This is a genomic window from Leeuwenhoekiella sp. ZYFB001 (genome assembly GCF_011784865.1).
In the GTDB taxonomy this organism is placed as follows: Bacteria; Bacteroidota; Bacteroidia; order Flavobacteriales; family Flavobacteriaceae; genus Leeuwenhoekiella; species Leeuwenhoekiella palythoae.
The window spans coordinates 2,582,249-2,603,457 of the sequence record NZ_CP050460.1 but is presented as its reverse complement, the minus strand read 5'-3'; the positions used below and the strand labels follow the sequence as shown (position 1 = coordinate 2,603,457).

Here is a 21,209-nt window from a genome sequence, read left to right as displayed (position 1 = left end):
TTCCTATGAAAAACATTATAAAAATTCTATTTCTAGCACTGACTGCAACAGGTTTTAGCCAACAGATAGATGCCGATAAAAGTGCCTTCGCTCACACATTTTCTATTGTGGCACGTGATGCTGAGACCGGTGAAATGGCGGTAGCTGTGCAAAGCCATTGGTTTAGCGTGGGTTCTCTGGTGAGTTGGGGGAAGAGCGGAGTAGGAGTAGTTGCTACTCAGTCTTTTGTAAATCCTTCTTACGGACCTAAAGGTTTAGCCTTGATGCAGGAAGGAATGACTGCGGAAGCTGCACTTGAACAGCTTATCGCCGAAGATGAGGGTAAAGCCTATCGGCAAGTTGCTTTCTTAGATGTTAACGGAAGTGCTTCAGCCTACACAGGTGAAAAATGTGTGGTATATGCGAGTCAAATAACCGGAGACAATTTTTCGGTGCAGGCTAATATGATGCTGACTGATCAAACGGTTCCTGCGATGGCAGAAGCTTTTGAGAAGTACAGCGAGCTTCCGTTAGCTGAGCGAATGGTTGAAGTTTTAAAAGCAGCACAGGCTGCCGGTGGCGATATCCGCGGAAAGCAATCTGCAGCATTGATCGTTGTAGGGCCAGAATTGGTTGAGAATCCGTGGGAAGAATATAAGATCAATTTGCGTGTAGATGATCACCAAAATCCTATTGAAGAATTAGGTCATTTACTGAAGGTTGCTCGAGCATACGAGTATATGAATCGCGGTGATCTGGCTGTAGAAGCAGGTGATATGCCCGAAGCGTTAAAACAATACGGCACCGCCGAAACGATGTTTCCTGACAATCTGGAAATGAAATTCTGGAAGGCGGTAGCGATGGCTAATGACGGTCAGCTTGAAGAAGCTAAACCTATTTTTAAGGCGATTTTTGAACAGGATGAAAACTGGCGCGAAATGATAGGACGCTTAGTAAAACCGGGATTGCTTACCGTGAGCGAATCTGAAGTAGCGGAAATTCAGAAATTATAAGAGAATTACTCGTTTGTAATTTTAGGAGGATGGACTTTATTAATTAAGTCTTTTGTATTGATGATTTTAGCATAATCTTTCATAGAACCAATGTTTAGTTTTAAAATTTTAGAGCCATCTGTTTCAAATAAAAAACGGAATTCATTTTCTCCTTCAAACGCTTTTATTTTGTCAAATAAAGTGAGCTTAGTTTGATTGTTCAGTTCATTATAGTAATGAACCTTCTGAGAACAAAGTTCTATGTTTAGTTCTGCACAAGAATTCTTAATTTTTTTATAGAACAAGGCCGGATTGTAAATTATGAGAGCGTTTTCTCCGTAACCTTTCATTCTGTCATCAACAATTAAATGGTTGTTTTTAATATTGAAATTATCAATGGTATAAAGGCAAAGAATGTTATTGAATTTTGCTTTATAACGTTTCAAACGTTGAATTCTTTTAATATTTGGAATGGAAACATATTCTTTTGCATTTTCATCAAATAAAGATAGCTTACCTTGTGAGTAGTTTTCAATTTCATTGACTCCTTCAAATTTATCTCCCCAATGTTTACCCTCATTTTTGATTATAGTGGCTATTCTATTGCAATATAACTCCCCATCAATTAGCATTTTTTTTAGGTGTTCTAATTTAGAGAATTTAATAAAACCATGAATCATTACTTAGCGTGTTAAAAAGGCTCGATAAATTTCGAGCCTTAAAGTAAAACTATTAAACGAAAAATTAATCGTCTAGACCGCCGCGACGGTTTCCATCACGAGGTTCTGGCCAAGTCATTTGCTCACCTGTTCTTTTATTAACCGGTAGTACAATTTGGTCACGAGAAGTTTTCTCATCGTCTTCACTCGCCATATACGCTAAGACAGCGGTCAGGATCGCATTGTTTTGCACGTCATCCCAAACGATCTTATCATAGGTATCGCGGTTGGTATGCCACGTGTAGTTCCAGTAATTCCAGCTTAGCGAGCTTAGGTTAAACGCTGGAGCACCAGCTGCTACAAAAGAAGCGTAGTCAGAACCACCACGCCCCGGAGCTCCAGGGAAATGCGTTTCAATTGATGCTACTTCATCAGGAACTGCATTTAACCAACGACCTAGATAGTCGTAAGCATTTAAAAATCCGTTACCTGAAATATTAGCTACACGACCTGTTCCGTTATCTTGATTAAAGACCGCTTGAACACCCGCTACAATCTCAGGATGATCTTTTACAAAAGAACGCGACCCATTAAGTCCCTGCTCTTCACTGCCCCAATGTCCTACAAGAATGGTACGTTTTGGGTTAGGGTATACTTGCTTCAAAATGCGCATAGCTTCCATCATTACCAAGGTTCCGGTACCGTTGTCTGTTGCGCCCTGGCCACCATCCCAAGAATCAAAATGCGCAGAAAGAATTACATACTCCTCAGGTTTTTCACTTCCTTTTATTTGAGCAATGGTATTAAACGTGGGTTGTTCACCTAATTCTTCAGACTCTGCAACCACTTTAATCACAGGCTTGTCGCCGTAATCTGCAAGACGGTAAAGCAGGCCGTAATCTTCTAAAGCGATATCCACCATTGGGATTTCTTCAGTATAGGCAGAAAATACTTTGTTCACACCAAAACCGCGCGACCAGTTGCTGGTAATCACACCAACAGCACCGGCTTCTTCTAATATTTTAGGAAGTTCTCTTGAAGAATACCCCGTAGCTTTGATGCGAGCATTCCAGGCGTCATTGAGTGCATCACGATCTTTTTTCATTTTCTCAAAAGACTCAGGAGTCGCCCATTCTTCCCAATTATCGTCAGGTCTACCGGTAGGTTGAGGCATAGAAACCAAAACAAATTTCCCCGCTACTTGAGACAGCATATTTTTAAAACTAACCGAATCTTTAGCCTCCGGAAGTACTATAACTTCGGCTTCTACACCTTTTGATTTGGTTGCAGGAGACCAAGCCAATTGCATACCTTCAAGGCTTACCCGGCGTGGACTTACCAAATCGATGTGTGTGATCCCACGATCCCAACCTTTCCAAACACCCCATTGTTGATTTTCAGCATCGATGCCCCAATCAGCATAGGTTTCAACAGCCCAATCGTGCGCGTGCTTCATTTCTGGAGAGCCTACCAGACGTGGTCCAACTACATCTAGAAGTTGGTGCGCAAGAAGTTTAAGTTGTGAGTTTTCGGTGGCTTCTTTTACGATCGCCTCAACCGTTTCTTCTTGCGTTTGAGCAAAAAGCCCTGTGCTTAGGCTAGCGCCAAGCAAGCATAAGTAAAACGTTTTTTTCATTTAAATAAAATTAAGTGCTAAATAGTGTTAGACCTTAAAATTAAGATTTCGTACGCTACTGTTGACTAAAAAGATGCAATAATAGCAGGTACCTTGTTAAGGAATAAAAGATAGTACCGAATAGAAAAAAATAGAATCAATCAGCGATGGCACTTAAGACGATGTTTCTGAATTTCCAGCTGGTTTCATCACCGCCAACTTTTTGGGTTTGCTTCATAATGATCCCAATGAGTTGCTCTTCAGGGTCTGCAAAATACTGGGTGTTAAAATAGCCGCCCCATTCAAAAGTGCCTGCACTTCCTTTGCCGCCTTTGGCCGCACCTAGATCATCAACAACGCTAAACGCAAGCCCGTGATGCGACCCATTACCTTTCCATATTTCTCCTATTTGATTGCTCAAAATAAAATCAACCGTTGTGCGGCTTAGTATTCGGTTTCCATTGAAAGTTCCTTTATTGAGATACATCTGAAGAAACTGCGCATAATCTACTGGCGTACTTGATAATCCTGCTCCACCGGAGAAGAAAGTCATTTTTCCTTTTTTAGGATAATCAGGATCATAAAATGTTGTTGGGAAATCAATCCATTTTCCATCCTCTTTGGTTTGAACAGCTACCAGCAGATCTTGCTTTTCTTTGGGTAGGTAGAAGTAGGTATTATGCATGGCTAAAGGCTCAAAGATTTCTTTTCTAAAAAATTCGTCAAGCGGCTTCCCTGAAATAATTTCGATAAAATAGCCCAATACATCAAGGCCTTCACTATAGGTGAAGTTGTCGCCCGGATTGTGATGCAGTGGCAATTTTGCCAGTTTTTTGACACTTTCTTCAATTGTGATTTTTTCGGTGGTAAAAAGATCAGTCACACCAGCAGCATCATAGATTTTCTTGAATCTGGGATCACCATCAATTTGACCGTAACCAATTCCTGAAGTATGGGTAAGCAAATGTCTAATAGTTATAGGGCGCACAGCGGGATGAGTGGTGTAGCTTCCGTCAGGTAAAAGGGAGTCCAGAACCTGAGCATCTTTAAACTCCGGAATGTATTTAGAAATGGGATCGTCGAGTTGAAATTTTCCGCGTTCCCAAAGAATCATTACTGCGGTTGAGGTGATGGCTTTGGTTTGAGATGCGATCCTAAAAATCGAATTACTATCAAGCGCTTCGCCCTGAGCATTAGCAGCGCCAAAGGCTTTATGATAAACAAGCTTTCCATTGCGGGCTACTAAAGCTACCATTCCCGGCACTTGTTTTTCTGCGAGAGCTTCAAGCGCCATCGTATCAAGATAAGCGAGTCTAGAACTGCTCATTCCGGCTGCTTCGGGTTGTACTTTGGGGAGCAGATTTTCTTGTGCAAAGAATTGAACATGAACGAGAATTGCGCAAATACATAGCCAGCGCAGGCTAAAAGATCTTTTCATAATGGAATGGGTTAGTTGCAAAAAAAAAATACCTCAGAATTTCTTCTGAGGTATAAATTTAAACTTAATTCAATTCAAAAATTAATATATCGTTTGCGTGATCACTTAATGCTGCTGTTGGCTTTGCCCAACGTAATCACCCGATTACTGCCTTTAATCGGCTTACTATTGATGAACTTCTCTTCAACTAAACGCACTTGTTTGTTTTGAGTTTCGTACTGCGCTAAGGTCAACTTTAAGGTATGATATCCAACCATATTAAAAAGAATGGTGTCTTGCTGCTCCAGTCCGTGTGCTTGCTCGAAGTAAAATATACCGTCGTTTTTAGAAGTCACTCCTTTTTTGATAGACTTGATAAAAACATTTACCCCTTCAATAGGTTCTTGAGTTTTAGCATCGGTAATCGTACCGTACAGACGTTGCCCGTAAAATGGGACGCTGAAAAAAAAGGCACAAACAAGAATTATAATAGATTTCATAGCTCAATCGTTATCGGATTTGTATTCAACACGGATTCAGAAAACTAAATCAGCGGATAAATATAACTATTTCGTTGTAGATAAAAAGTTAATTCTTCAGATAAGTACGTTAAACCCCAGTTAGCCGATGTCTGCTCTATGGATACAAGACATATTTTTGGCGAAGTACTTTGAAAGCGTCTAGGCCATCCTGCCAACTTGCTCTAATCTCCTGCATGGTAGCTCCACTTTCTATTTGCTGTTGTAACTGTGCGGTGCCGGCGTGTGCCGTGAAATTTTTAGTGTTGAAGAATTCCGCTTTCTTTTCATAATTGCGGTAGGCATCTATAATAAAATGAAGATCAACTTTTTGAAGTTTCGGGAGCATTCGCAAGTCTAGACCATTGCAGGTTTCGCCTTTGAATTTTGGGTTTTTAGAGCCAAAATTAGGTTGCGGCGTATAACTAAACGTATATTGTTCTTGTGGAAGAAACGGAGAGCCAATGACTTGAAACTGCATTTCGGTCCCGCGACCAGCATTTAACGTTGTGCCCTCGCATAAGCCAAGACTAGGGTAAAGCATAATCGATTGGTCGTTGGGTAAGTTAGGAGAAGGGCGCACCGGTAGGGAGTAAGTTAAATTGTGCGTATAATTTTGCATAGCGACCACGGTAAGTTTTGCCGGGTGTGCTGTTTGAAGCCAGCCTTCTTGATTCATCATCTGCGCATATTCGCCAATGGTCATCCCGTGTAAGAGCGGAACCCCCGCATGCATTCCTAAAAAACTGGTATGCGCTGCTTCCATAATGGGGCCATCTACATAGCTTCCATTAGGATTGGGCCGATCTAAAACAACTACAGGAATTGAAGCTTCAGCTGCAGCCTGCATGACATAATGTAAAGTGGCGATATAGGTGTAAAATCTAACGCCTACATCTTGAATATCAAAAACGATAACATCTACTCCGGCTAATTGCTCTGGCTTTGGTTTTTTATTATTTCCGTATAAAGAAATCACCGGTAAACCGGTTTTAGGATCTTTCCCGTCTTTGACCGCTTCCCCTGCATCTGCAGTGCCTCGAAAGCCGTGCTCCGGCGAAAACACTTTTACAATATTGACCTGATGCGCGACCAAAGAATCTACTAAATGAGTATATACTTTTTCGCTTGATGATGAGGCTTTGAGAATAAGGGAACTAGGGTTGCCAACAACTGCAACCTTTTTGTCTTTTAATAAAGGGAGATAAACTTCCGTGCGATTGGCGCCAAGAACTATTGGTGCAGGTTCTGGAGTTTGAGTTTTTGCCAGCGCGTCATTTTGTGACTCGGGGGATGGAAGGCTTTGATTTTTAGTTCCGGGCGTGTTTCCGCAGGAAATACTAATTACAAAAACTAAAAAAAAGGTACTTTTGAATAAACGAAACGCCATAGGACGATTGAATTTTGAATATTTTACAGCTAAACGCATAATTGGCGCCAAGAAGTATAAAAGTACTGCTTCAACCCCTATAATTAAAATTGCAATCATCGCAATAATTCTAGGCGTGGTCATGATGATGATTACCATTGCCACCGGCGTGGGGCTTCAGCAAAAGATCAAAGAAAAAGTTTCAGCATTTAATGGGGATATTATTATTTCTCAATTTGACGGAAATAACAGCGATATCACGCTGAACCCTATTCCAAAAAACCAAAATTTTTACCCCGATTTTGATGCCGTTCCTGAAGTAACTCACGTGCAGGTTACCGCTACAAAAGCCGGTGTGATTCGTACTGCGACTGATTTTGAAGGAATTATCGTAAAAGGCGTAGGTGACGATTATAGATGGGATTATATGCAGGATTTTCTTATCGAAGGTCGTGTTCCTGATTATACTGAAAATCTAAATACAGAAATTCTCGTAAGCCGATATCAAGCCAACCGTTTGGGGTTTAAAAATGGAGATAAAGTAATTGTTTTCTTTTTGAAAGAGGATGGCGGTTTTTTAAATCGAAGGTTTGACATCGTAGGTATTTATGACAGCGGTTTTCAAGAGTTTGATGAAAGTTTTGTTTTTGCAGATATCAGGCACGTTCAAAAACTCAATAATTGGGAGGCAGATCAAGTGGGTGCGTTTGAGGTTTTTGTAAGCGATTTTGATCGACTCAACGAGATCGGTACAGCGATCTATGAAAACACAGATTCGTTTCTAAATACAATGACTATCACCCAGAAGTACTATTCTATTTTTGAGTGGTTGTCTTTATTTGATTTCAATATCGCACTTATCATTGTGGTGATGATTATCGTTGCGGGGATCAATATGATCGTTGCGTTGCTCGTGTTGATTCTGGAGCGTACACCTATGGTGGGTATTCTTAAAGCGCTGGGGGCAAACAACTGGAGTATTAGAAAAATCTTTATGTATAACGCATTGTATTTAGTAGGCGTTGGTTTATTCTGGGGAAATGTCATAGGATTGGGCTTACTCTTATTACAGCATTATTTTGGACTGATCACACTAAATCCTGAGACCTATTATGTGAGTGAGGCTCCTGTTTATATCGATTGGTATTATATCGTGTTGCTTAACGTGGGTACATTTTTGCTTTGCGCTTTAATGCTGTTGATTCCGTCTTATGTGGTTACGCGTATCTCGCCGGTGAAAACCATCAAGTTTGAATAATGCCGTTTTTTACAATTGAGTAGCTCCATACAACAGTTGAGTGTTTTCTAATTGAATAGATGACTTCTAGCCTTCATCTTTGAGGTGTTAAAACTTCAATTATGGAAACAGCAATACGCACAGCGATTTACATTCACGCTTTTTTTGGTGGAATAGGTTTACTTTCAGGAACACTCAGTTTAGTCACAAAAAAGGGAGGAAAAGTCCATAAACAATCCGGAAAATGGTTTGTAATAGGAATGTTGGTCAGTTCTGGACTGTCGTTACCTATCGCTTGTATGCCGGGACATCACAATCCTTTTTTGTTCTTAATAGGTGTTTTTACTATTTATATGGTTTTGGTAGGCAAGCGCGTATTACGCTTTAAGCGCAAGACCGCCCAGGTTTCTAAATTAGATTGGGGGATTACCATCGCCATGACGCTGCTTTCGGTTTTGATGATCTTAAGTGGAATCTTAAATAGCTTCGGAAACAACGTCCTTTTCATTTTCTTCGGAATCATTAGCTTGATGCTGTGCTTTCAGGATTTTAGATTTTGGCGGAAGCCGAGAAGGTCAAAAACCGGATGGCTGGCACAACATATAGGCAAAATAACCGGTGCCTATATTGCTTCGGTGACCGCTTTTCTCGTGGGCGGTATGAAAATGCAAGGGCTTATGGTCTGGATTCTACCTTCAATCATAGGTAACACCTTTATCATTTATTATATCATTAAAGTACGCGGAGGTTTTAAAAAGCGGAAAAAAGTCACTTCTTAAATCTTCTTGAGAAAAACTCAAATTGTTGTTAAACCTTCAGTTGGGGTCGGTTTTTATCTCTAATTTTTGAGAATAATTAATCAGTTGTTGATCTTAATAGAAAATCTTTAAATAGCTGAAAAATTAAAAGAAGACCGCCTGTATGCAATACGCCGAAAATATATTAGAAACCATTGGCAAAACGCCTTTGGTCAAAATGAATAAACTTACTGCACAACTTCCGTGTTTAGTTTTAGCCAAATACGAAACCTTTAATCCTGGGAATTCTACTAAAGACCGAATGGCTTTAAAAATGGTTGAAGACGCCGAAGCGCAAGGCCTGATCAAACCCGGCGGTACGATCATAGAAGGAACTTCAGGAAACACAGGTATGGGGTTGGCGCTGGCAGCCATCGTAAAAGGTTATACTATGGTCTGTGTGATTTCAGATAAACAGAGTAAAGAAAAAATTGACATTTTAAAGGCTGTGGGGTGCGAGGTTGTGGTTTGCCCCACAGATGTAGATCCAGACGACCCTGAGTCCTATTATAGTACTTCTAAGCGGTTGGCTAAAGAAACGCCAAACTCGTGGTATGTAAATCAATATGATAATCCTAGTAATGCGCAAGCGCACTTTGAATCTACGGGCCCTGAAATCTGGGATCAAACTGATGGGAAGGTCACCCATTTTATTTGCGGAGTAGGAACCGGAGGAACCATTTCTGGAGTAGGGAATTTTTTAAAAAAGAAAAATCCCGACATTAAAATTTGGGGTGTAGACACTTACGGTTCGGTCTTCAAAAAATACCACGAGACCGGTATTTTTGATGAGAATGAAATCTATCCCTATATCACTGAGGGAATAGGGGAGGATATTCTTCCTGAAAATGTGGACTTTAAAATTATTGATGGCTTTACTAAAGTAACCGATAAAGATGCAGCCATTTATACACGACGACTAGCACGAGAAGAAGGATTCTTTCTGGGAAATTCGGCTGGTGCAGCGATCAAAGGCTTGCTGCAATTGAAAGATAAGTTTACCAAAGATGATGTGGTAGTAATCCTTTTTCACGATCACGGTAGTCGTTATATCAACAAAATGTACAACGATGAGTGGATGCGTGAAAAAGGATTTTTAGAGTAATTCTTTTCTAACTTTCTTCGCGAGTCATGGTCATCCCTTGAATTTTATAATCTGCATCCTCCTCGCTACTTTTAACGATCATTGCAGAGCCGTTATACGACATAGTGTTTCCATCTTTGGTAAGAATGGTATATCTAAACGGTAACTTCACATCTGTGCCATTTGCGCCTTTTACTACTTGAGGATCTGTGGTATAGCTTACTGTCGCCGTTTCTACATTAGCGTGTTTCTCAGCAAATTCAGAAGGTGTTGTCCTTTCACTATTTGATTGAGATAACACTTCGTAAGCTTCGTTGGTTTCCCCGCGTTCTAAGGCGTCAAAATAATCATTAATGACTTTTTTAGCGCTGTTGATTTCGGCTAGATCTTCGGGAGAAGTTTCTCCTTCTTGTCCTGAGGTTTGATACATATCTTCAGGGGTAACCTGTTGATTTTTTTCTTCGAGTTCAACCTCGCCGTTATCGTTGGTTTTTCGATCTACACAAGAAGCAAAAATCATTGAAGTAGCTAAAGCTATGGTTAGCATTGAATTTTTCATAGTTGTATTAGTTTTTGATAAAATTAATCAGCCTTAAGTCTTGAGGCTATTAAGGTTATGCTAAAATTGAATTAACTTTAAGCTAATGAAAGAGGCTTTTTTGCACTATTTATGGCAGTTCAGAAAATTTGAAGGCGCAGCTTCAAGTGGGTTACTGTTGTCTGATGAGCAAAGAAGTATTCAGGTGATTCATCCCGGGAGTTATAACGAACTTGCTGGTCCTGATTTTTTTAATGCGCAGATACGCATTGGCGATCAGTTATGGGCCGGAAATGTTGAGGTGCATTTAAAAAGTTCAGATTGGTATCTGCATCGGCACGAGCGCGATCAGGCGTATTCAAATGTAATTTTACACGTGGTCTGGGAAGACGACTGCGAGGTTTTTGACGCAGCAAATTTGCCGATTCCTACTTTGGTATTGAGCGATAAGGTCTCACCACAAATGTTGCAGAGTTACAAAGTTTTACTGGAAGCAAAATCCTATAGGTTTATCAATTGCGAGTCAAATTTTGCAGAGGTTGATGCGGCTCTTTTTGAGCATTGGGTTGAGCGGTTGTATTTTGACAGGCTAGAGCGTAAAGTAAGTCATGTTCTTGGCAAAGTAGAGTCGGTAACCGGCGATTGGGAAGCTGTTTTGTTTATGACGCTGGCGCGGAATTTTGGGACGGTGATCAATGCGGATGCTTTTGAAGAACTCGCTCAGATTATTCCGTTTTCAATAGTGCGCAAGTTGGCTCAACAAACGGGACAACTCGAAGCCGCGTTACTGGGACAAGCACAAATGTTAGCTGATGATCCTATTGAACAGCAACCAAAACTTTGGAAGAAGGACTATTTGTATGTAAAACACAAATTTGAACTGTCTGAAGGAATCCGGTATCCGATGCAGTTTTTTAAGTTGCGTCCACCAAATTTTCCGGGAATCCGAATTTCGCAACTCGCGCAATTATATGAGCAACATCAAGATTTGTTCTCAAAATGTATCGCAGCACAAACCCGATCAGAACTTCAGAAGTTACTTAAGGTAAGTACATCAACCTATTGGGAAACCCATTATACTTTTGGAAAACCTCATAAACCCCGAATTAAAAAATTGTCTGATGCCTTTATCGATGTGCTTATCATAAATAGTGTAATTCCGTTGAAGTTTGTTTATGCTCAGGCTAAAGGCCTAGATGTGCAAGAGCAATTGTTAGATTTGATGCGTAGCATTCCGCTAGAGAAAAACAGTGTTGTAAGTACCTTTGAAAAACTCAAGACTTTTGAGCGTGATGCGTTGCACAGTCAGGCTTTGCTACAATTAAAAAGAGAATATTGTGATCTCAATCAATGTTTAAAATGTGAAATAGGTAATTATTTAATTTCGAATTAAGTTTGATAGAATGATTGTTTTTGAAGTGTTGTATTTTGCAGCAGAATAACAGGAACGTGATGAAATTTATATATGCGATAAGACATTTTTTTGAGCGAAACGGCTTTTACGTAAGTTCAAGACTGGCCGATAGGTTAGGGATTCGCGCTAAAAATGTGCGTTTATTCTTTATTTATTTATCCTTTGCGACTGCGGGGCTCTGGTTTGCGGTGTACTTGGTTTTAGCGTTTTGGCTAAAATTGAAAGATTTGGTGTACACCAAACGCACTTCTGTTTTTGATCTATAATCTATGCTGAAAATTTTTAGAAGCCGAATTTACGTAGCCATACTCTTAATCATAAGTATGTTAATGCTTGGTGTTTTTGGGTTTCGGTTTTTAGCAGAATACACCTGGACCGATGCGGTGTATATGACGATGATCACGATAAGTACGGTAGGTTTTGGTGAGGTGCAACCGCTGAATGATTCTGCTAAGATTTTTACGGTAATTTTAATTTTAGTGAGCGTGATCGTGCTGGGTTATGCGATATCTATCATCACCGAATATATATTGAGTCGCAGTAATTTTGAACTTATAAAACAACGTAGTGTGCAAAAAAAGATAGACAGTTTAAATAACCACGTGATCGTTGTGGGGTTTGGAAGAAATGGTAAGCAAGCAGCGCAAAAACTTACGACCTATGGTCGCCCTTTTGTGGTGATCGAACGGGATGAAGAGATCGTAAATAAGTTTCACTCAGACCAGATGTTGTTTGTGACAGGAAATGCTAATGAAGACGAAGTGTTAGTACAGGCAGGGGTGAAGCGGGCATCCACTTTAATTTCGGCATTACCAGATGACTCTGATAATTTGTTTGTGGTGCTGTCGGCTCGGCAGATAAATCCTGATCTAAAAATCATCAGTAGAGCTTCAGAAGAAACTACATATCAAAAACTGAAATTCGCCGGAGCAGATAATGTGATCATGCCAGATAAAATAGGGGGTGACCATATGGCGTCGTTGGTTGTGGTGCCAGATTTAGTAGAGTTTTTAGATAATCTACAAGTCGCTACCGAAGGTCGTGTCAATGTGCAGCAGGTGACTTTTGAAGCGGTCTGCCCCGATCTTAAAACTAGGTCTATCAGAGATATTGACCTTAGAAATAAAACCGGATGTTCTATTATAGGCTATAAATCTGCTGATGGTGATTATATCATAAATCCTGAAGCTTCTTTAAAATTAGAGCGTGGTTGTATCTTAATTGTGATTGGAAGACCTGAACAGATTGAAAATTTACATAGAGAATTTGCGATTTAGTATTATGTTTACGGTTCAGTAGTGAGCTATACATATTTTTTTAATGATTGTAAGGCCGCTTCAATCTTTAACTAAACTATTTTGCTTGCGCATGAAACACAAATTATCCCTACTCGTTTTCCTATTCACTTCTTTAATCGGTTCTGCTCAGGAATCAGCTCCCATAGGAATAGATGATCAAATTGATCAGGCATTTGCACCGGTTTCAACGTTCTTTTCTAATGTGGTTTTCTTCACCATTTTTGATATTCCGTTTGTATTAATTCTTCTTGTTTTTAGCGCCTTATTCTTCACAGTTTATTTTGGCTTTCCCAACTTTAGATATTTCTGGCGTGCCATTCAAACCGTACGTGGTAAATATGAAGATATTGAGAATCACGGAGCTAAAGTTCTTTATGGAGAGGACGGAATCGCAAATGGTGTAGATCTTAATAAAGTTGACATCGAGGAGCATATAGAAGCACTTGATGATGATCTGGCTGTTGATGGCGATATCGTAGATACGATACGTGACGAATCTTCAGCAGGTGAGGTGAGCCACTTTCAAGCACTTGCAACTGCAGTATCAGGAACTGTTGGTAACGGAAATATCGCCGGGGTAGCTTTAGCTATCGCACTTGGTGGTCCCGGAGCTACTTTCTGGATGATCATCTGCGGACTTTTAGGTATGTCTAGCAAATTTGTTGAATGTACGCTTGGGGTTCAGTACCGAGATGTAGGTGAAGATGGTACCGTTTATGGCGGTCCAATGTTTTACTTGACCAAAGGTTTAAAAGAAAAAGGTTTTGCTACTTTAGGAAAAATTGCAGCAGTTGTTTTTGCTATTTTCTGTATTGGAGGTTCTTTTGGTGGTGGTAATGCCGCGCAAAGTAATCAAGCCACCATTGTAATTAAAGAGCTTTTTAACTTAGAGAGTACAGGTGCAGGATTCTGGATTGGTGTTGTAATTGCAATTTTAGTTGGTGTGATCATCATTGGCGGTATTAAGCGTATCGCACAGGTTACTGAAAAAGTAGTGCCATTTATGGCGGTGATGTATCTGGTAGCTTGTATTTACATAATTGGATTGAATTTTTCCCTGATCGATGACGCAATTGCGCTTATTGTAGAAGAGGCCTTTAATCCTACTGCCTTTGGCGTGGGTTCAGTTATAGGAGTACTTCTGCAAGGTTTTAAACGTGCGGCTTTTTCTAATGAGGCCGGTGCAGGTTCAGCTTCTATTGCGCACTCTGCGGTGCGTACCAAGTATTCTGCAAGTGAAGGTCTTGTGGCCTTGTTAGAACCTTTTATTGATACTGTTGTTATTTGTACTATGACCGCACTTGTGATCATCATTTTTAACTTTGGTGGTTTCTTTGAGTATGGTGGTGATGGCTCTGGTGCAGTGATTATTGATGGCTTATCGTATGAAGGAGCCGGGATCACTTCAAAGGCTTTTGCTGAGTATATTCCTTTTTCAAATATATTCTTGACTATAGCGGTGGTTTTATTTGCTGTCTCTACGATGATCTCTTGGTCTTACTATGGGATTCAAGCGTGGAAATTCTTATTCGGAAGAGGTAAGGTGGCAGATATGGTTTATAAACTGTTGTTCCTAACTTTTATCGTAATTGGTGCTGCTGCAAACATGAGATCGATCTGGGATTTTTCAGATGCGATGATTTTTGCGATGATTTTCCCAAATATGGTAGGATTATTCTTTTTATTTCCGGTTGTTAAGAAACAACTTAACCGATATCTTGATGCGATCAAATTAAAACGTGAAGCTTTAAAATAATAGAAGGTTGCTCGATAATCGAGATTTGAACTTATTGAAACCCCCAAACCGGTAACGGTTTGGGGGTTTGTATTTTAGGACTTTTGATATTGGTTTTCGAGTGAAACAAAGGGACTTAAAATACCTTGTGAAAAGAAGTAAAACCTTTTGGTAATATTACTGCGAATTATGCAACGAAATACTATTTTAACGGGCTTTACCTTTGAAAACGCTTAATTTTTTAGCATCTTGCTGCTTTTACTTCAAAAATTTTATTCAAATACAAAAGTACTTATGAAGAAAATTATGTTTTCTATTTGTTGTCTAATGTTTCCTATTATGACGTTTGCTCAGGAAAATATGAGTGTGGGGGAATCAATTAACGCAGCTTTCGAAAAATATACTACCCCTATCGTTGAAACTATAATGTACCCTGTGGTCATTGCCGGAAAAGAATTACCTATCGTAATTCTTATTTTGCTTTTAGGGGCTTTGTTTTTTACACTTTACTTCAAAGGAGTTAATCTAAGATATTTTAAAGACAGTATAAAAACCGCCTGGGGGAAGTATGATGATCTTGATCATTATGTGCCAGCGGAAGAAGAAATTGTTGTTGAAGATGGTAAAGTAAAAGATACTGTAAAGCTTACGGGTGAAGTGCAAGGAGAGGTAACGCATTTTCAAGCGTTGACCGCTTCACTTTCTGCAACAGTAGGTTTAGGGAATATCGCCGGTGTGGCCGTGGCGATTGCTATTGGTGGTCCCGGGGCGACTGTATGGATGATCATCGCAGGACTCTTAGGGATGGCTTCTAAATTTGTTGAGTGTACCCTTGGTGTAAAATACCGTGAAGTTGATGAGAACGGAAAAACCTATGGTGGCCCTATGTACTACCTTTCTAAAGGTTTGAATGAGATGAAGATGAAAGGGCTAGGTAAGGTGCTAGCTGTTTTCTTTGCAATTATGTGTATTGGTGCTTCTTTTGGCGGCGGTAATATGTTTCAGTCTAATCAGGCATCTTCACAGTTGATTCAGATGACCGGTTGGGACAACCCTAATGCAGGTTTGTATTTAGGTATTATAATGGCGGTGATCATTGGTTTAGTGATCATCGGTGGAATTAAGAGAATCGGTTCTTTTACAGAAAAAGTGGTTCCTTTTATGGCGATCATTTATGTATTAGCCGGCTTTATCATTATTGCGATCAATATAGATATGGTTGGATTCGCTTTAGGCCAGATTTGGGATGGTGCGATGAACCCTAATGCTGCTTTTGGTGGTGTTGTAGGGGTAATGATTGTTGGGTTTCAGCGTGCGGCATTCTCTAATGAGGCTGGTGTAGGTTCTGCTGCAATCGCGCACTCTGCTGTAAAAACACGCTACCCTGCAAGTGAAGGTTTAACAGCTTCTTTAGGTCCGTTTGTTGATACTGTAATTATCTGTACGATGACTGCAATTGTAATCATTATTACAAATGCTAAACACAACTTGTTTACCTACGGAAATCTGGATGCAGCAAGTAACGTGATGCTTAACGAAACCAATGAGCCTATTAATGGTGTAGATCTTACTTCGGTAGCTTTTGATTCTGCAATTCCTTATTTCTCTATTGTTCTTACCATCGCTGTGGTGTTGTTTGCAATTTCAACCGCAATCTCTTGGTCGTATTACGGACTTCAATCTTGGAAGTTTTTATTCGGAAAAGGAAAAGTAACCGATATTGTATATAAAGTATTGTTCTTGGTTTTTGTAATCGTAGGAGCTTCATCAAGTCTAGGTGCGGTAATCGCTTTCTCTGACGCGATGATATTCGCAATGGTGTTTCCTAACATCATTGGGCTTGTGCTCTTGTCTCCAAAAGTTCGGCGAGAACTTCAAGCGTATCTCAATGCGATTAAAATTGGCAGAATGGACGCTGTCATAGACAAAGACTCTAAGAGTACTAAAAAGGCCTCTTAATTTTAATAGCCAATTATGAAACTGAAATCCCACTTCTTTCTGGACAGCAGACAACGGAGTGGGATTTTACTTTTGGTACTCATTCTTATGCTGAGCTGGGGCGCTTATTTTTTTAAAGATAGCTTTCAGCAGAAGGAAAACGTTTCGGTTATTGAATTAGTTGACTACGAGCAGCAATTAGATTCCTTAGTTCAATTGAAAGAAGAATTGAATAAGCCTGAGATTTATCCTTTCAATCCTAATTTCATCACCGATTATAAGGGCTATACTTTGGGAATGAATACAAAGGAGATTGATAAGTTATTGCGCTTTCGCGAAAAGAATAATTGGATTAATTCTGTTGAAGATTTTCAAAATGTTACCGGAGTTTCAGATTCGCTTCTGGCTGTAATTTCTCCCTTTTTTAAATTCCCTGAATGGGTGACTCAGCCCGCTACTAAAAAAAGAAGGTATTCTACACCTGTTAGACCCAATCCGACAAAAGATTTGAATACAGTTGACTTTAATGCTTTGATGGCTTTGGAGAATATGAATGAAAACATCGCAAAGCGCATTCTTGCCTATAGAAAAAAGCTCGGTGGATTTATAGAAGATAATCAACTCTACGATGTTTATGGTATTAAAGCATCACAGGTGAGGAGCATAAAGGAGGTTTATACAGTGCTTTCAAAACCTGAAATCGTAATGATCGATGTGAACAAGGCTAATGCTTCAGACCTTTCAACTATTCCATTTGTAACTTTTGATATCGCGCGTGATATTATAGATTATAGAACCCTGCACGGGGCGATAACTAACCTTGACGACTTGCTTAAAATAGACGGAATAACCGCATATAAATTAGAACGAATTAAATTATATTTGTCAACCAATCAAAACTGAGTAGGCTTAAAGATTAAGTAGTTCCTACTGGCAAAACTTCCTTTCCAACTGCCTATTTATTAATTAAAAGAGATTAAATGAACAACGTTTATTTTTCAGAAGAGCATAAGCTCTTTAGAGAAAGTTTGAGAGATTTTTTACAAAAGGAAGTGGTTCCGCATATTGAGAAATGGGAGAAAACGGGCGAGATTGAGCGTTTTATCTGGACCAAAATGGGGGAGATGGGTTACTTTGGTTTGGCTAGCCCTGAAGAATATGGCGGACTAGATCTTGATATTTTTTACACCGTAATTTTTCTTGAAGAGTTACAGCGTATTAATAGCGGTGGCTTTGCTGCAGCCATGTGGGCTCATGCGTATTTAGCCATGACGCATTTAAAGGCCGAAGGGGATAGCTTTATAAAAGAGAAGTATTTAGCACCTAGCATTACCGGCGAGAAAATAGGGTGTTTGTGTATTACAGAGCCTTTTGGTGGCTCAGATGTTGCCGGTATGCGCAGCACTGCAGTTCTAGAAGGAGATCATTACATTCTTAATGGCTCAAAAACTTTTATCACAAACGGAGTATATTCAGATTACCTGGTGGTAGCCGCTAAAACAAGTCCGGGTAAGGGTAATAAAGGATTGAGCATTTTTGTCATTGATCGTAACGCAGAAGGAGTAAGCGCCACTAAGTTGGATAAATTGGGCTGGAGAGCGTCAGATACCGGTGAAATTGCATTCAATGATGTGAAAGTACCTGTTGCTAATTTGATGGGCGAAGAAGATAAAGGCTTCACGTATATTATGCAGCACTTTGCTTTAGAGCGCTTGATTATGGGAGTAAATGCACATGCCCGTGCAGAATTTGCTTTAGAATATGCAATGCAATATATGAGTGAGCGAACGGCTTTTGGTAAAACCATAGACCGTTTTCAGGCGCTGCGTCATAGCGTAGCTGAGATGGCGAGTGAGATCGAGATGGTAAAGGCGTTTAATTACAGTATAGCACATAACTTAAATACCGGAGATTATGTGGTAAAAGAGGCAAGTATGTCTAAGCTCTTATCTACAAAAATTGCAGATGAGGTTATTTATAAGTGCTTGCAGATGCTGGGTGGTTACGGTTATATGGAAGATTATCCATTGGCGCGTATGTTTAGAGACAGTAGGTTAGGGCCTATTGGCGGCGGTACTTCTGAGATTTTAAAAGAAATTATCGCTAAAATGGTTATCGATAAAAAGGAGTATAAACCGGCTACAAAATAAATATTTTAAAAGCAGCTTGTTAGTTTTAAAGTTTAAACTATCTTTGCGGCCTGAAAACTGAAAAGAATTTTAAAGAAAGGAGGTACCACTATGTTAATTATACCAGTAAAAGACGGAGAAAATATTGATAGAGCGCTGAAGCGTTTTAAAAGAAAATTTGATAGAACGGGAACTATGCGTAAGCTACGTGATCGTCAAGCTTTCACAAAACCTTCTGTAGAGCGTAGAAGAGAGATTCAGAAAGCGTCTTATATTCAAGGCCTTCGTGATCAAGAGAATATTTAATGATTTCCGTCAGTAAGCGCATAGCTTGCTATGGTTATTAGCAGAAAGACTAATCCTCTTTCAAAATATTAAATCCGCTAAGATTTCTTAGCGGATTTTTTTATGCCCGAATTTTAGCTGTTGCAAAAGCTATGCTGGTAGTATATAAAACTCATTTAGCTAAAACAATTGCTTTGAATAGAAGAGCGCCTTAAACAAGAGATAATTCTTGTACATTACTTATCTTACTTTAAAATTTGCTCTATGTACTTAAACGCATTTATAGATTATCTCGAATTAGAGCGAAAGTATAGTGCGCACACCGTTCTGGCTTATCAAAAAGATCTGGAGGCTTTTTTTTGTTTCGTGAAAGAGCTTTATGAGGTTGAGGATCCAAAAATGATCAGCTACACCTTTGTAAGATCGTGGATTGCACAACTTACCGAAGCCGGAGTATCACACCGAAGCATAAACAGAAAGATTTCCTCTTTAAAAGCCTTTTATAAATTCTTGCTTAAAACCGGCAATATCACGCATTCTCCATTAGCTCAACACAAGTCCCTTAAAATGAAAAAGGAAATCCAAGTACCTTTTTCTGAAGCAGAAGTTGATACGGTTCTTAGGGCACTACAAGCGAGTGATGAGTTTGCAGATTTAAGAGATCTGGCGATTGTTTCTTTGTTTTATGCAACCGGAATGCGGAGAAGTGAATTGATTAATCTTAAAATTTCAGATGTAGATTATAGTGCGCACAACATAAAAGTACTTGGAAAACGTAACAAAGAGCGAATTATTCCATTAATTTTTTGGGTTGAAGAAGGCTTGAAAAAATATCTGGAAGCTCGAGAAAATTACGGGGTTGATAAAAATAATCCGTTTTTATTGCTGACCAATAAGGGTGACAAATTATATGAAACGTTTGTTTACAGAATCATAAATGATTATTTTAGTAAGGTGTCCCAAAAAACTAAAACGAGTCCGCATATGCTAAGGCATACTTTTGCGACTCATTTGCTAAATAATGGGGCCGATTTAAATGCTGTAAAAGAATTATTAGGTCACGCTAGTTTAGCTTCTACTCAAGTTTACACACATACAAGTATTGCAGAGTTGGGAAGAGTCTATAAAAATGCGCACCCTCGTAATTTTAAAAAACAGTAGATTTTCAATTAATAGTAACCTTTTAACATGTGGATCTATGAAAGTAAATGTGCAAACACCCCATTTTGTAGCAGATCAAAAACTCATCAACTTCATCCAAAAAAAGATGGATAAGTTGGAAAAATTTTATGATCACATAATTTATGCTGATGTTTTTTTAAAATTAGAAAATACCAGTGATCGACAGAATAAAATTGTTGAAATTTTGCTTAGTGTTCCGGGTAACGAGTTGATAGTGAAAAAACAAGCAAAGTCCTTTGAAGAGGGTGCTGACAATTGTGCACATTCTTTAGAGCGCTTGTTGATGCGGCGAAAACAAAAAATTCGTGCTTCAGCGTGAAAAAAAATTGAAAAAAGTTTTGTGAATAGTAAATTTATTCTACATTTGCAGTCCGTTAGAAATAGCGGACTTTTTTATGCCTCACGGGGCGATAAAAAGCCGATGTAGCTCAGCTGGCTAGAGCAGCTGATTTGTAATCAGCAGGTCGTGGGTTCGAGTCCCTCCATCGGCTCTTTTTAAAGCTCAAATTAGAGCTTGCGCGGAGCGCAGTCGAAGCGTTTTTTGAAATATTGAAAATACCAATCGGGGAGATACTCAAGCGGCCAACGAGGACAGACTGTAACTCTGTTGTCATTAGACTTCGCAGGTTCGAATCCTGCTCTCCCCACTTTTATTTTGCTAGAATTAAAATTTGTTTTAATTTTGGCGCCCACAATGCGGGAGTAGCTCAGTTGGTAGAGCGTCAGCCTTCCAAGCTGAATGTCGCCGGTTCGAACCCGGTCTCCCGCTCTTAATTATCTTAAATAGATATTTATTTTAACCGAAGTTTTTCGGTTTTGTTTAAACCAAACCTGATAGGCTTTGGTTTTAGTCATTAGATGACTTTTAAAGCCCTTTAGCTGAATAGGTCAGCCCGGGCAATTCAGACTTCGGTCGTTTTGATAGGGTAAATATAAGCCGACGTAGCTCAGGGGTAGAGCGTTTCCTTGGTAAGGAAGAGGCCACGGGTTCAAATCCCGTCGTTGGCTCAACAGCAGTCGCTG

At 39.5% G+C, this 21,209-nt stretch carries 20 protein-coding genes and 4 tRNA genes; 18 read left to right on the top strand and 6 right to left on the bottom strand.

Annotated elements, in window-relative coordinates; translation table 11 throughout:
- The first annotated feature begins 5 nt into the window (after window positions 1–5).
- Window positions 6–992, top strand: coding sequence for a DUF1028 domain-containing protein (locus tag HCN54_RS11160; protein ID WP_167597851.1), 987 nt, complete (start codon window positions 6–8; stop codon window positions 990–992).
- 5 nt (window positions 993–997) lie between these two features.
- On the opposite strand, the gene HCN54_RS11155 is transcribed toward HCN54_RS11160, so the two are convergent.
- The 5 genes from HCN54_RS11155 to HCN54_RS11135 form a co-directional block, all read right to left on the bottom strand.
- Entirely contained in the window at window positions 998–1,651 is a 654-nt protein-coding gene (locus HCN54_RS11155; RefSeq protein WP_167597850.1) for a hypothetical protein, read from the bottom strand.
- Window positions 1,652–1,715: 64 nt separating this feature from the next.
- On the bottom strand, window positions 1,716–3,266 hold the full coding sequence (locus HCN54_RS11150) for a M20/M25/M40 family metallo-hydrolase (protein ID WP_167597849.1): 1,551 nt from the start codon (window positions 3,264–3,266) through the stop codon (window positions 1,716–1,718).
- A gap of 136 nt (window positions 3,267–3,402) precedes the next feature.
- Entirely contained in the window at window positions 3,403–4,683 is a 1,281-nt protein-coding gene (locus HCN54_RS11145; protein ID WP_240924867.1) for a serine hydrolase domain-containing protein, read from the bottom strand.
- Between the two features lie 101 nt (window positions 4,684–4,784).
- Window positions 4,785–5,162 carry a carboxypeptidase-like regulatory domain-containing protein gene (locus HCN54_RS11140; RefSeq protein ID WP_167597848.1) on the bottom strand — a complete coding sequence of 126 codons (378 nt, stop codon included), beginning with the start codon at window positions 5,160–5,162 and terminating at the stop codon, window positions 4,785–4,787.
- Window positions 5,163–5,298: 136 nt separating this feature from the next.
- The gene (locus HCN54_RS11135) at window positions 5,299–6,570 is read right to left on the bottom strand and encodes an exo-beta-N-acetylmuramidase NamZ domain-containing protein (protein WP_240924866.1); all 1,272 of its coding nucleotides are present in this window, start codon (window positions 6,568–6,570) and stop codon (window positions 5,299–5,301) included.
- Window positions 6,571–6,577: 7 nt separating this feature from the next.
- Here HCN54_RS11135 and HCN54_RS11130 point away from each other — a divergent pair, with 7 nt between their 5' ends.
- The 3 genes from HCN54_RS11130 (at window position 6,578) to HCN54_RS11120 (ending at window position 9,688) form a co-directional block, all read left to right on the top strand.
- Window positions 6,578–7,807, top strand: a complete 1,230-nt coding sequence (locus HCN54_RS11130; protein ID WP_167597847.1) for an ABC transporter permease — start codon at window positions 6,578–6,580, stop codon at window positions 7,805–7,807.
- 101 nt (window positions 7,808–7,908) lie between these two features.
- Entirely contained in the window at window positions 7,909–8,565 is a 657-nt protein-coding gene (locus HCN54_RS11125) for a hypothetical protein (protein ID WP_167597846.1), read from the top strand.
- A gap of 142 nt (window positions 8,566–8,707) precedes the next feature.
- Entirely contained in the window at window positions 8,708–9,688 is a 981-nt protein-coding gene (locus HCN54_RS11120; RefSeq protein WP_167597845.1) for a PLP-dependent cysteine synthase family protein, read from the top strand.
- 7 nt (window positions 9,689–9,695) lie between these two features.
- Here HCN54_RS11120 and HCN54_RS11115 read toward each other — a convergent pair whose 3' ends face one another.
- Window positions 9,696–10,226: an NTF2-like N-terminal transpeptidase domain-containing protein gene (locus HCN54_RS11115; protein WP_167597844.1), complete on the bottom strand. Its 531-nt coding sequence runs from the start codon at window positions 10,224–10,226 to the stop codon at window positions 9,696–9,698.
- 85 nt (window positions 10,227–10,311) lie between these two features.
- Between HCN54_RS11115 and HCN54_RS11110 the strand changes: the two genes are divergently transcribed.
- The 14 genes from HCN54_RS11110 to HCN54_RS11045 all read left to right on the top strand — a co-directional run bounded on the left by HCN54_RS11110 (window position 10,312) and on the right by HCN54_RS11045 (window position 21,194).
- Window positions 10,312–11,598 carry a DUF2851 family protein gene (locus tag HCN54_RS11110; RefSeq protein WP_167597843.1) on the top strand — a complete coding sequence of 429 codons (1,287 nt, stop codon included), beginning with the start codon at window positions 10,312–10,314 and terminating at the stop codon, window positions 11,596–11,598.
- 59 nt (window positions 11,599–11,657) lie between these two features.
- Window positions 11,658–11,885 (top strand): PspC domain-containing protein, encoded by a 228-nt coding sequence (locus HCN54_RS11105; RefSeq protein ID WP_205881685.1) that lies wholly within the window; start codon window positions 11,658–11,660, stop codon window positions 11,883–11,885.
- 3 nt (window positions 11,886–11,888) lie between these two features.
- Window positions 11,889–12,896: a potassium channel family protein gene (locus HCN54_RS11100; protein ID WP_167597841.1), complete on the top strand. Its 1,008-nt coding sequence runs from the start codon at window positions 11,889–11,891 to the stop codon at window positions 12,894–12,896.
- Between the two features lie 91 nt (window positions 12,897–12,987).
- Window positions 12,988–14,673 (top strand): alanine/glycine:cation symporter family protein, encoded by a 1,686-nt coding sequence (locus HCN54_RS11095; protein ID WP_167597840.1) that lies wholly within the window; start codon window positions 12,988–12,990, stop codon window positions 14,671–14,673.
- A 273-nt stretch (window positions 14,674–14,946) separates the two neighbouring features.
- Window positions 14,947–16,611 (top strand): alanine/glycine:cation symporter family protein, encoded by a 1,665-nt coding sequence (locus tag HCN54_RS11090; RefSeq protein WP_167597839.1) that lies wholly within the window; start codon window positions 14,947–14,949, stop codon window positions 16,609–16,611.
- Window positions 16,612–16,626: 15 nt separating this feature from the next.
- Window positions 16,627–17,493 (top strand): helix-hairpin-helix domain-containing protein, encoded by an 867-nt coding sequence (locus tag HCN54_RS11085; RefSeq protein WP_167597838.1) that lies wholly within the window; start codon window positions 16,627–16,629, stop codon window positions 17,491–17,493.
- Between the two features lie 77 nt (window positions 17,494–17,570).
- Window positions 17,571–18,740, top strand: coding sequence for an acyl-CoA dehydrogenase family protein (locus tag HCN54_RS11080; RefSeq protein ID WP_167597837.1), 1,170 nt, complete (start codon window positions 17,571–17,573; stop codon window positions 18,738–18,740).
- Between the two features lie 90 nt (window positions 18,741–18,830).
- Complete coding sequence (gene rpsU, locus HCN54_RS11075) at window positions 18,831–19,025, top strand: 30S ribosomal protein S21 (protein ID WP_009781174.1); 195 nt, start codon at window positions 18,831–18,833, stop codon at window positions 19,023–19,025.
- Between the two features lie 243 nt (window positions 19,026–19,268).
- On the top strand, window positions 19,269–20,165 hold the full coding sequence (locus HCN54_RS11070) for a tyrosine-type recombinase/integrase (RefSeq protein WP_167597836.1): 897 nt from the start codon (window positions 19,269–19,271) through the stop codon (window positions 20,163–20,165).
- Window positions 20,166–20,202: 37 nt separating this feature from the next.
- Window positions 20,203–20,505, top strand: a complete 303-nt coding sequence (hpf, locus tag HCN54_RS11065; RefSeq protein WP_072983797.1) for a ribosome hibernation-promoting factor, HPF/YfiA family — start codon at window positions 20,203–20,205, stop codon at window positions 20,503–20,505.
- Window positions 20,506–20,603: 98 nt separating this feature from the next.
- Window positions 20,604–20,677: transfer RNA gene (locus HCN54_RS11060), tRNA-Thr, on the top strand.
- A 73-nt stretch (window positions 20,678–20,750) separates the two neighbouring features.
- Window positions 20,751–20,833 (top strand) — tRNA-Tyr (locus HCN54_RS11055).
- 49 nt (window positions 20,834–20,882) lie between these two features.
- A tRNA-Gly gene (locus HCN54_RS11050) sits at window positions 20,883–20,955 on the top strand.
- 167 nt (window positions 20,956–21,122) lie between these two features.
- Window positions 21,123–21,194: transfer RNA gene (locus tag HCN54_RS11045), tRNA-Thr, on the top strand.
- Window positions 21,195–21,209 lie beyond the last annotated feature (15 nt).

Coding starts and splice junctions, on each gene's coding strand:
- HCN54_RS11160 (WP_167597851.1), top strand. CDS start 6: ATGAAAAACATTATAAAAATTCTATTTCTAGCACTGACTGCAACAGGT.
- HCN54_RS11155 (WP_167597850.1), bottom strand. CDS start 1,651: ATGATTCATGGTTTTATTAAATTCTCTAAATTAGAACACCTAAAAAAA.
- HCN54_RS11150 (WP_167597849.1), bottom strand. CDS start 3,266: ATGAAAAAAACGTTTTACTTATGCTTGCTTGGCGCTAGCCTAAGCACA.
- HCN54_RS11145 (WP_240924867.1), bottom strand. CDS start 4,683: ATGAAAAGATCTTTTAGCCTGCGCTGGCTATGTATTTGCGCAATTCTC.
- HCN54_RS11140 (WP_167597848.1), bottom strand. CDS start 5,162: ATGAAATCTATTATAATTCTTGTTTGTGCCTTTTTTTTCAGCGTCCCA.
- HCN54_RS11135 (WP_240924866.1), bottom strand. CDS start 6,570: ATGGCGTTTCGTTTATTCAAAAGTACCTTTTTTTTAGTTTTTGTAATT.
- HCN54_RS11125 (WP_167597846.1), top strand. CDS start 7,909: ATGGAAACAGCAATACGCACAGCGATTTACATTCACGCTTTTTTTGGT.
- HCN54_RS11120 (WP_167597845.1), top strand. CDS start 8,708: ATGCAATACGCCGAAAATATATTAGAAACCATTGGCAAAACGCCTTTG.
- HCN54_RS11115 (WP_167597844.1), bottom strand. CDS start 10,226: ATGAAAAATTCAATGCTAACCATAGCTTTAGCTACTTCAATGATTTTT.
- HCN54_RS11110 (WP_167597843.1), top strand. CDS start 10,312: ATGAAAGAGGCTTTTTTGCACTATTTATGGCAGTTCAGAAAATTTGAA.
- HCN54_RS11105 (WP_205881685.1), top strand. CDS start 11,658: ATGAAATTTATATATGCGATAAGACATTTTTTTGAGCGAAACGGCTTT.
- HCN54_RS11100 (WP_167597841.1), top strand. CDS start 11,889: ATGCTGAAAATTTTTAGAAGCCGAATTTACGTAGCCATACTCTTAATC.
- HCN54_RS11095 (WP_167597840.1), top strand. CDS start 12,988: ATGAAACACAAATTATCCCTACTCGTTTTCCTATTCACTTCTTTAATC.
- HCN54_RS11090 (WP_167597839.1), top strand. CDS start 14,947: ATGAAGAAAATTATGTTTTCTATTTGTTGTCTAATGTTTCCTATTATG.
- HCN54_RS11085 (WP_167597838.1), top strand. CDS start 16,627: ATGAAACTGAAATCCCACTTCTTTCTGGACAGCAGACAACGGAGTGGG.
- HCN54_RS11080 (WP_167597837.1), top strand. CDS start 17,571: ATGAACAACGTTTATTTTTCAGAAGAGCATAAGCTCTTTAGAGAAAGT.
- rpsU (WP_009781174.1), top strand. CDS start 18,831: ATGTTAATTATACCAGTAAAAGACGGAGAAAATATTGATAGAGCGCTG.
- HCN54_RS11070 (WP_167597836.1), top strand. CDS start 19,269: ATGTACTTAAACGCATTTATAGATTATCTCGAATTAGAGCGAAAGTAT.
- hpf (WP_072983797.1), top strand. CDS start 20,203: ATGAAAGTAAATGTGCAAACACCCCATTTTGTAGCAGATCAAAAACTC.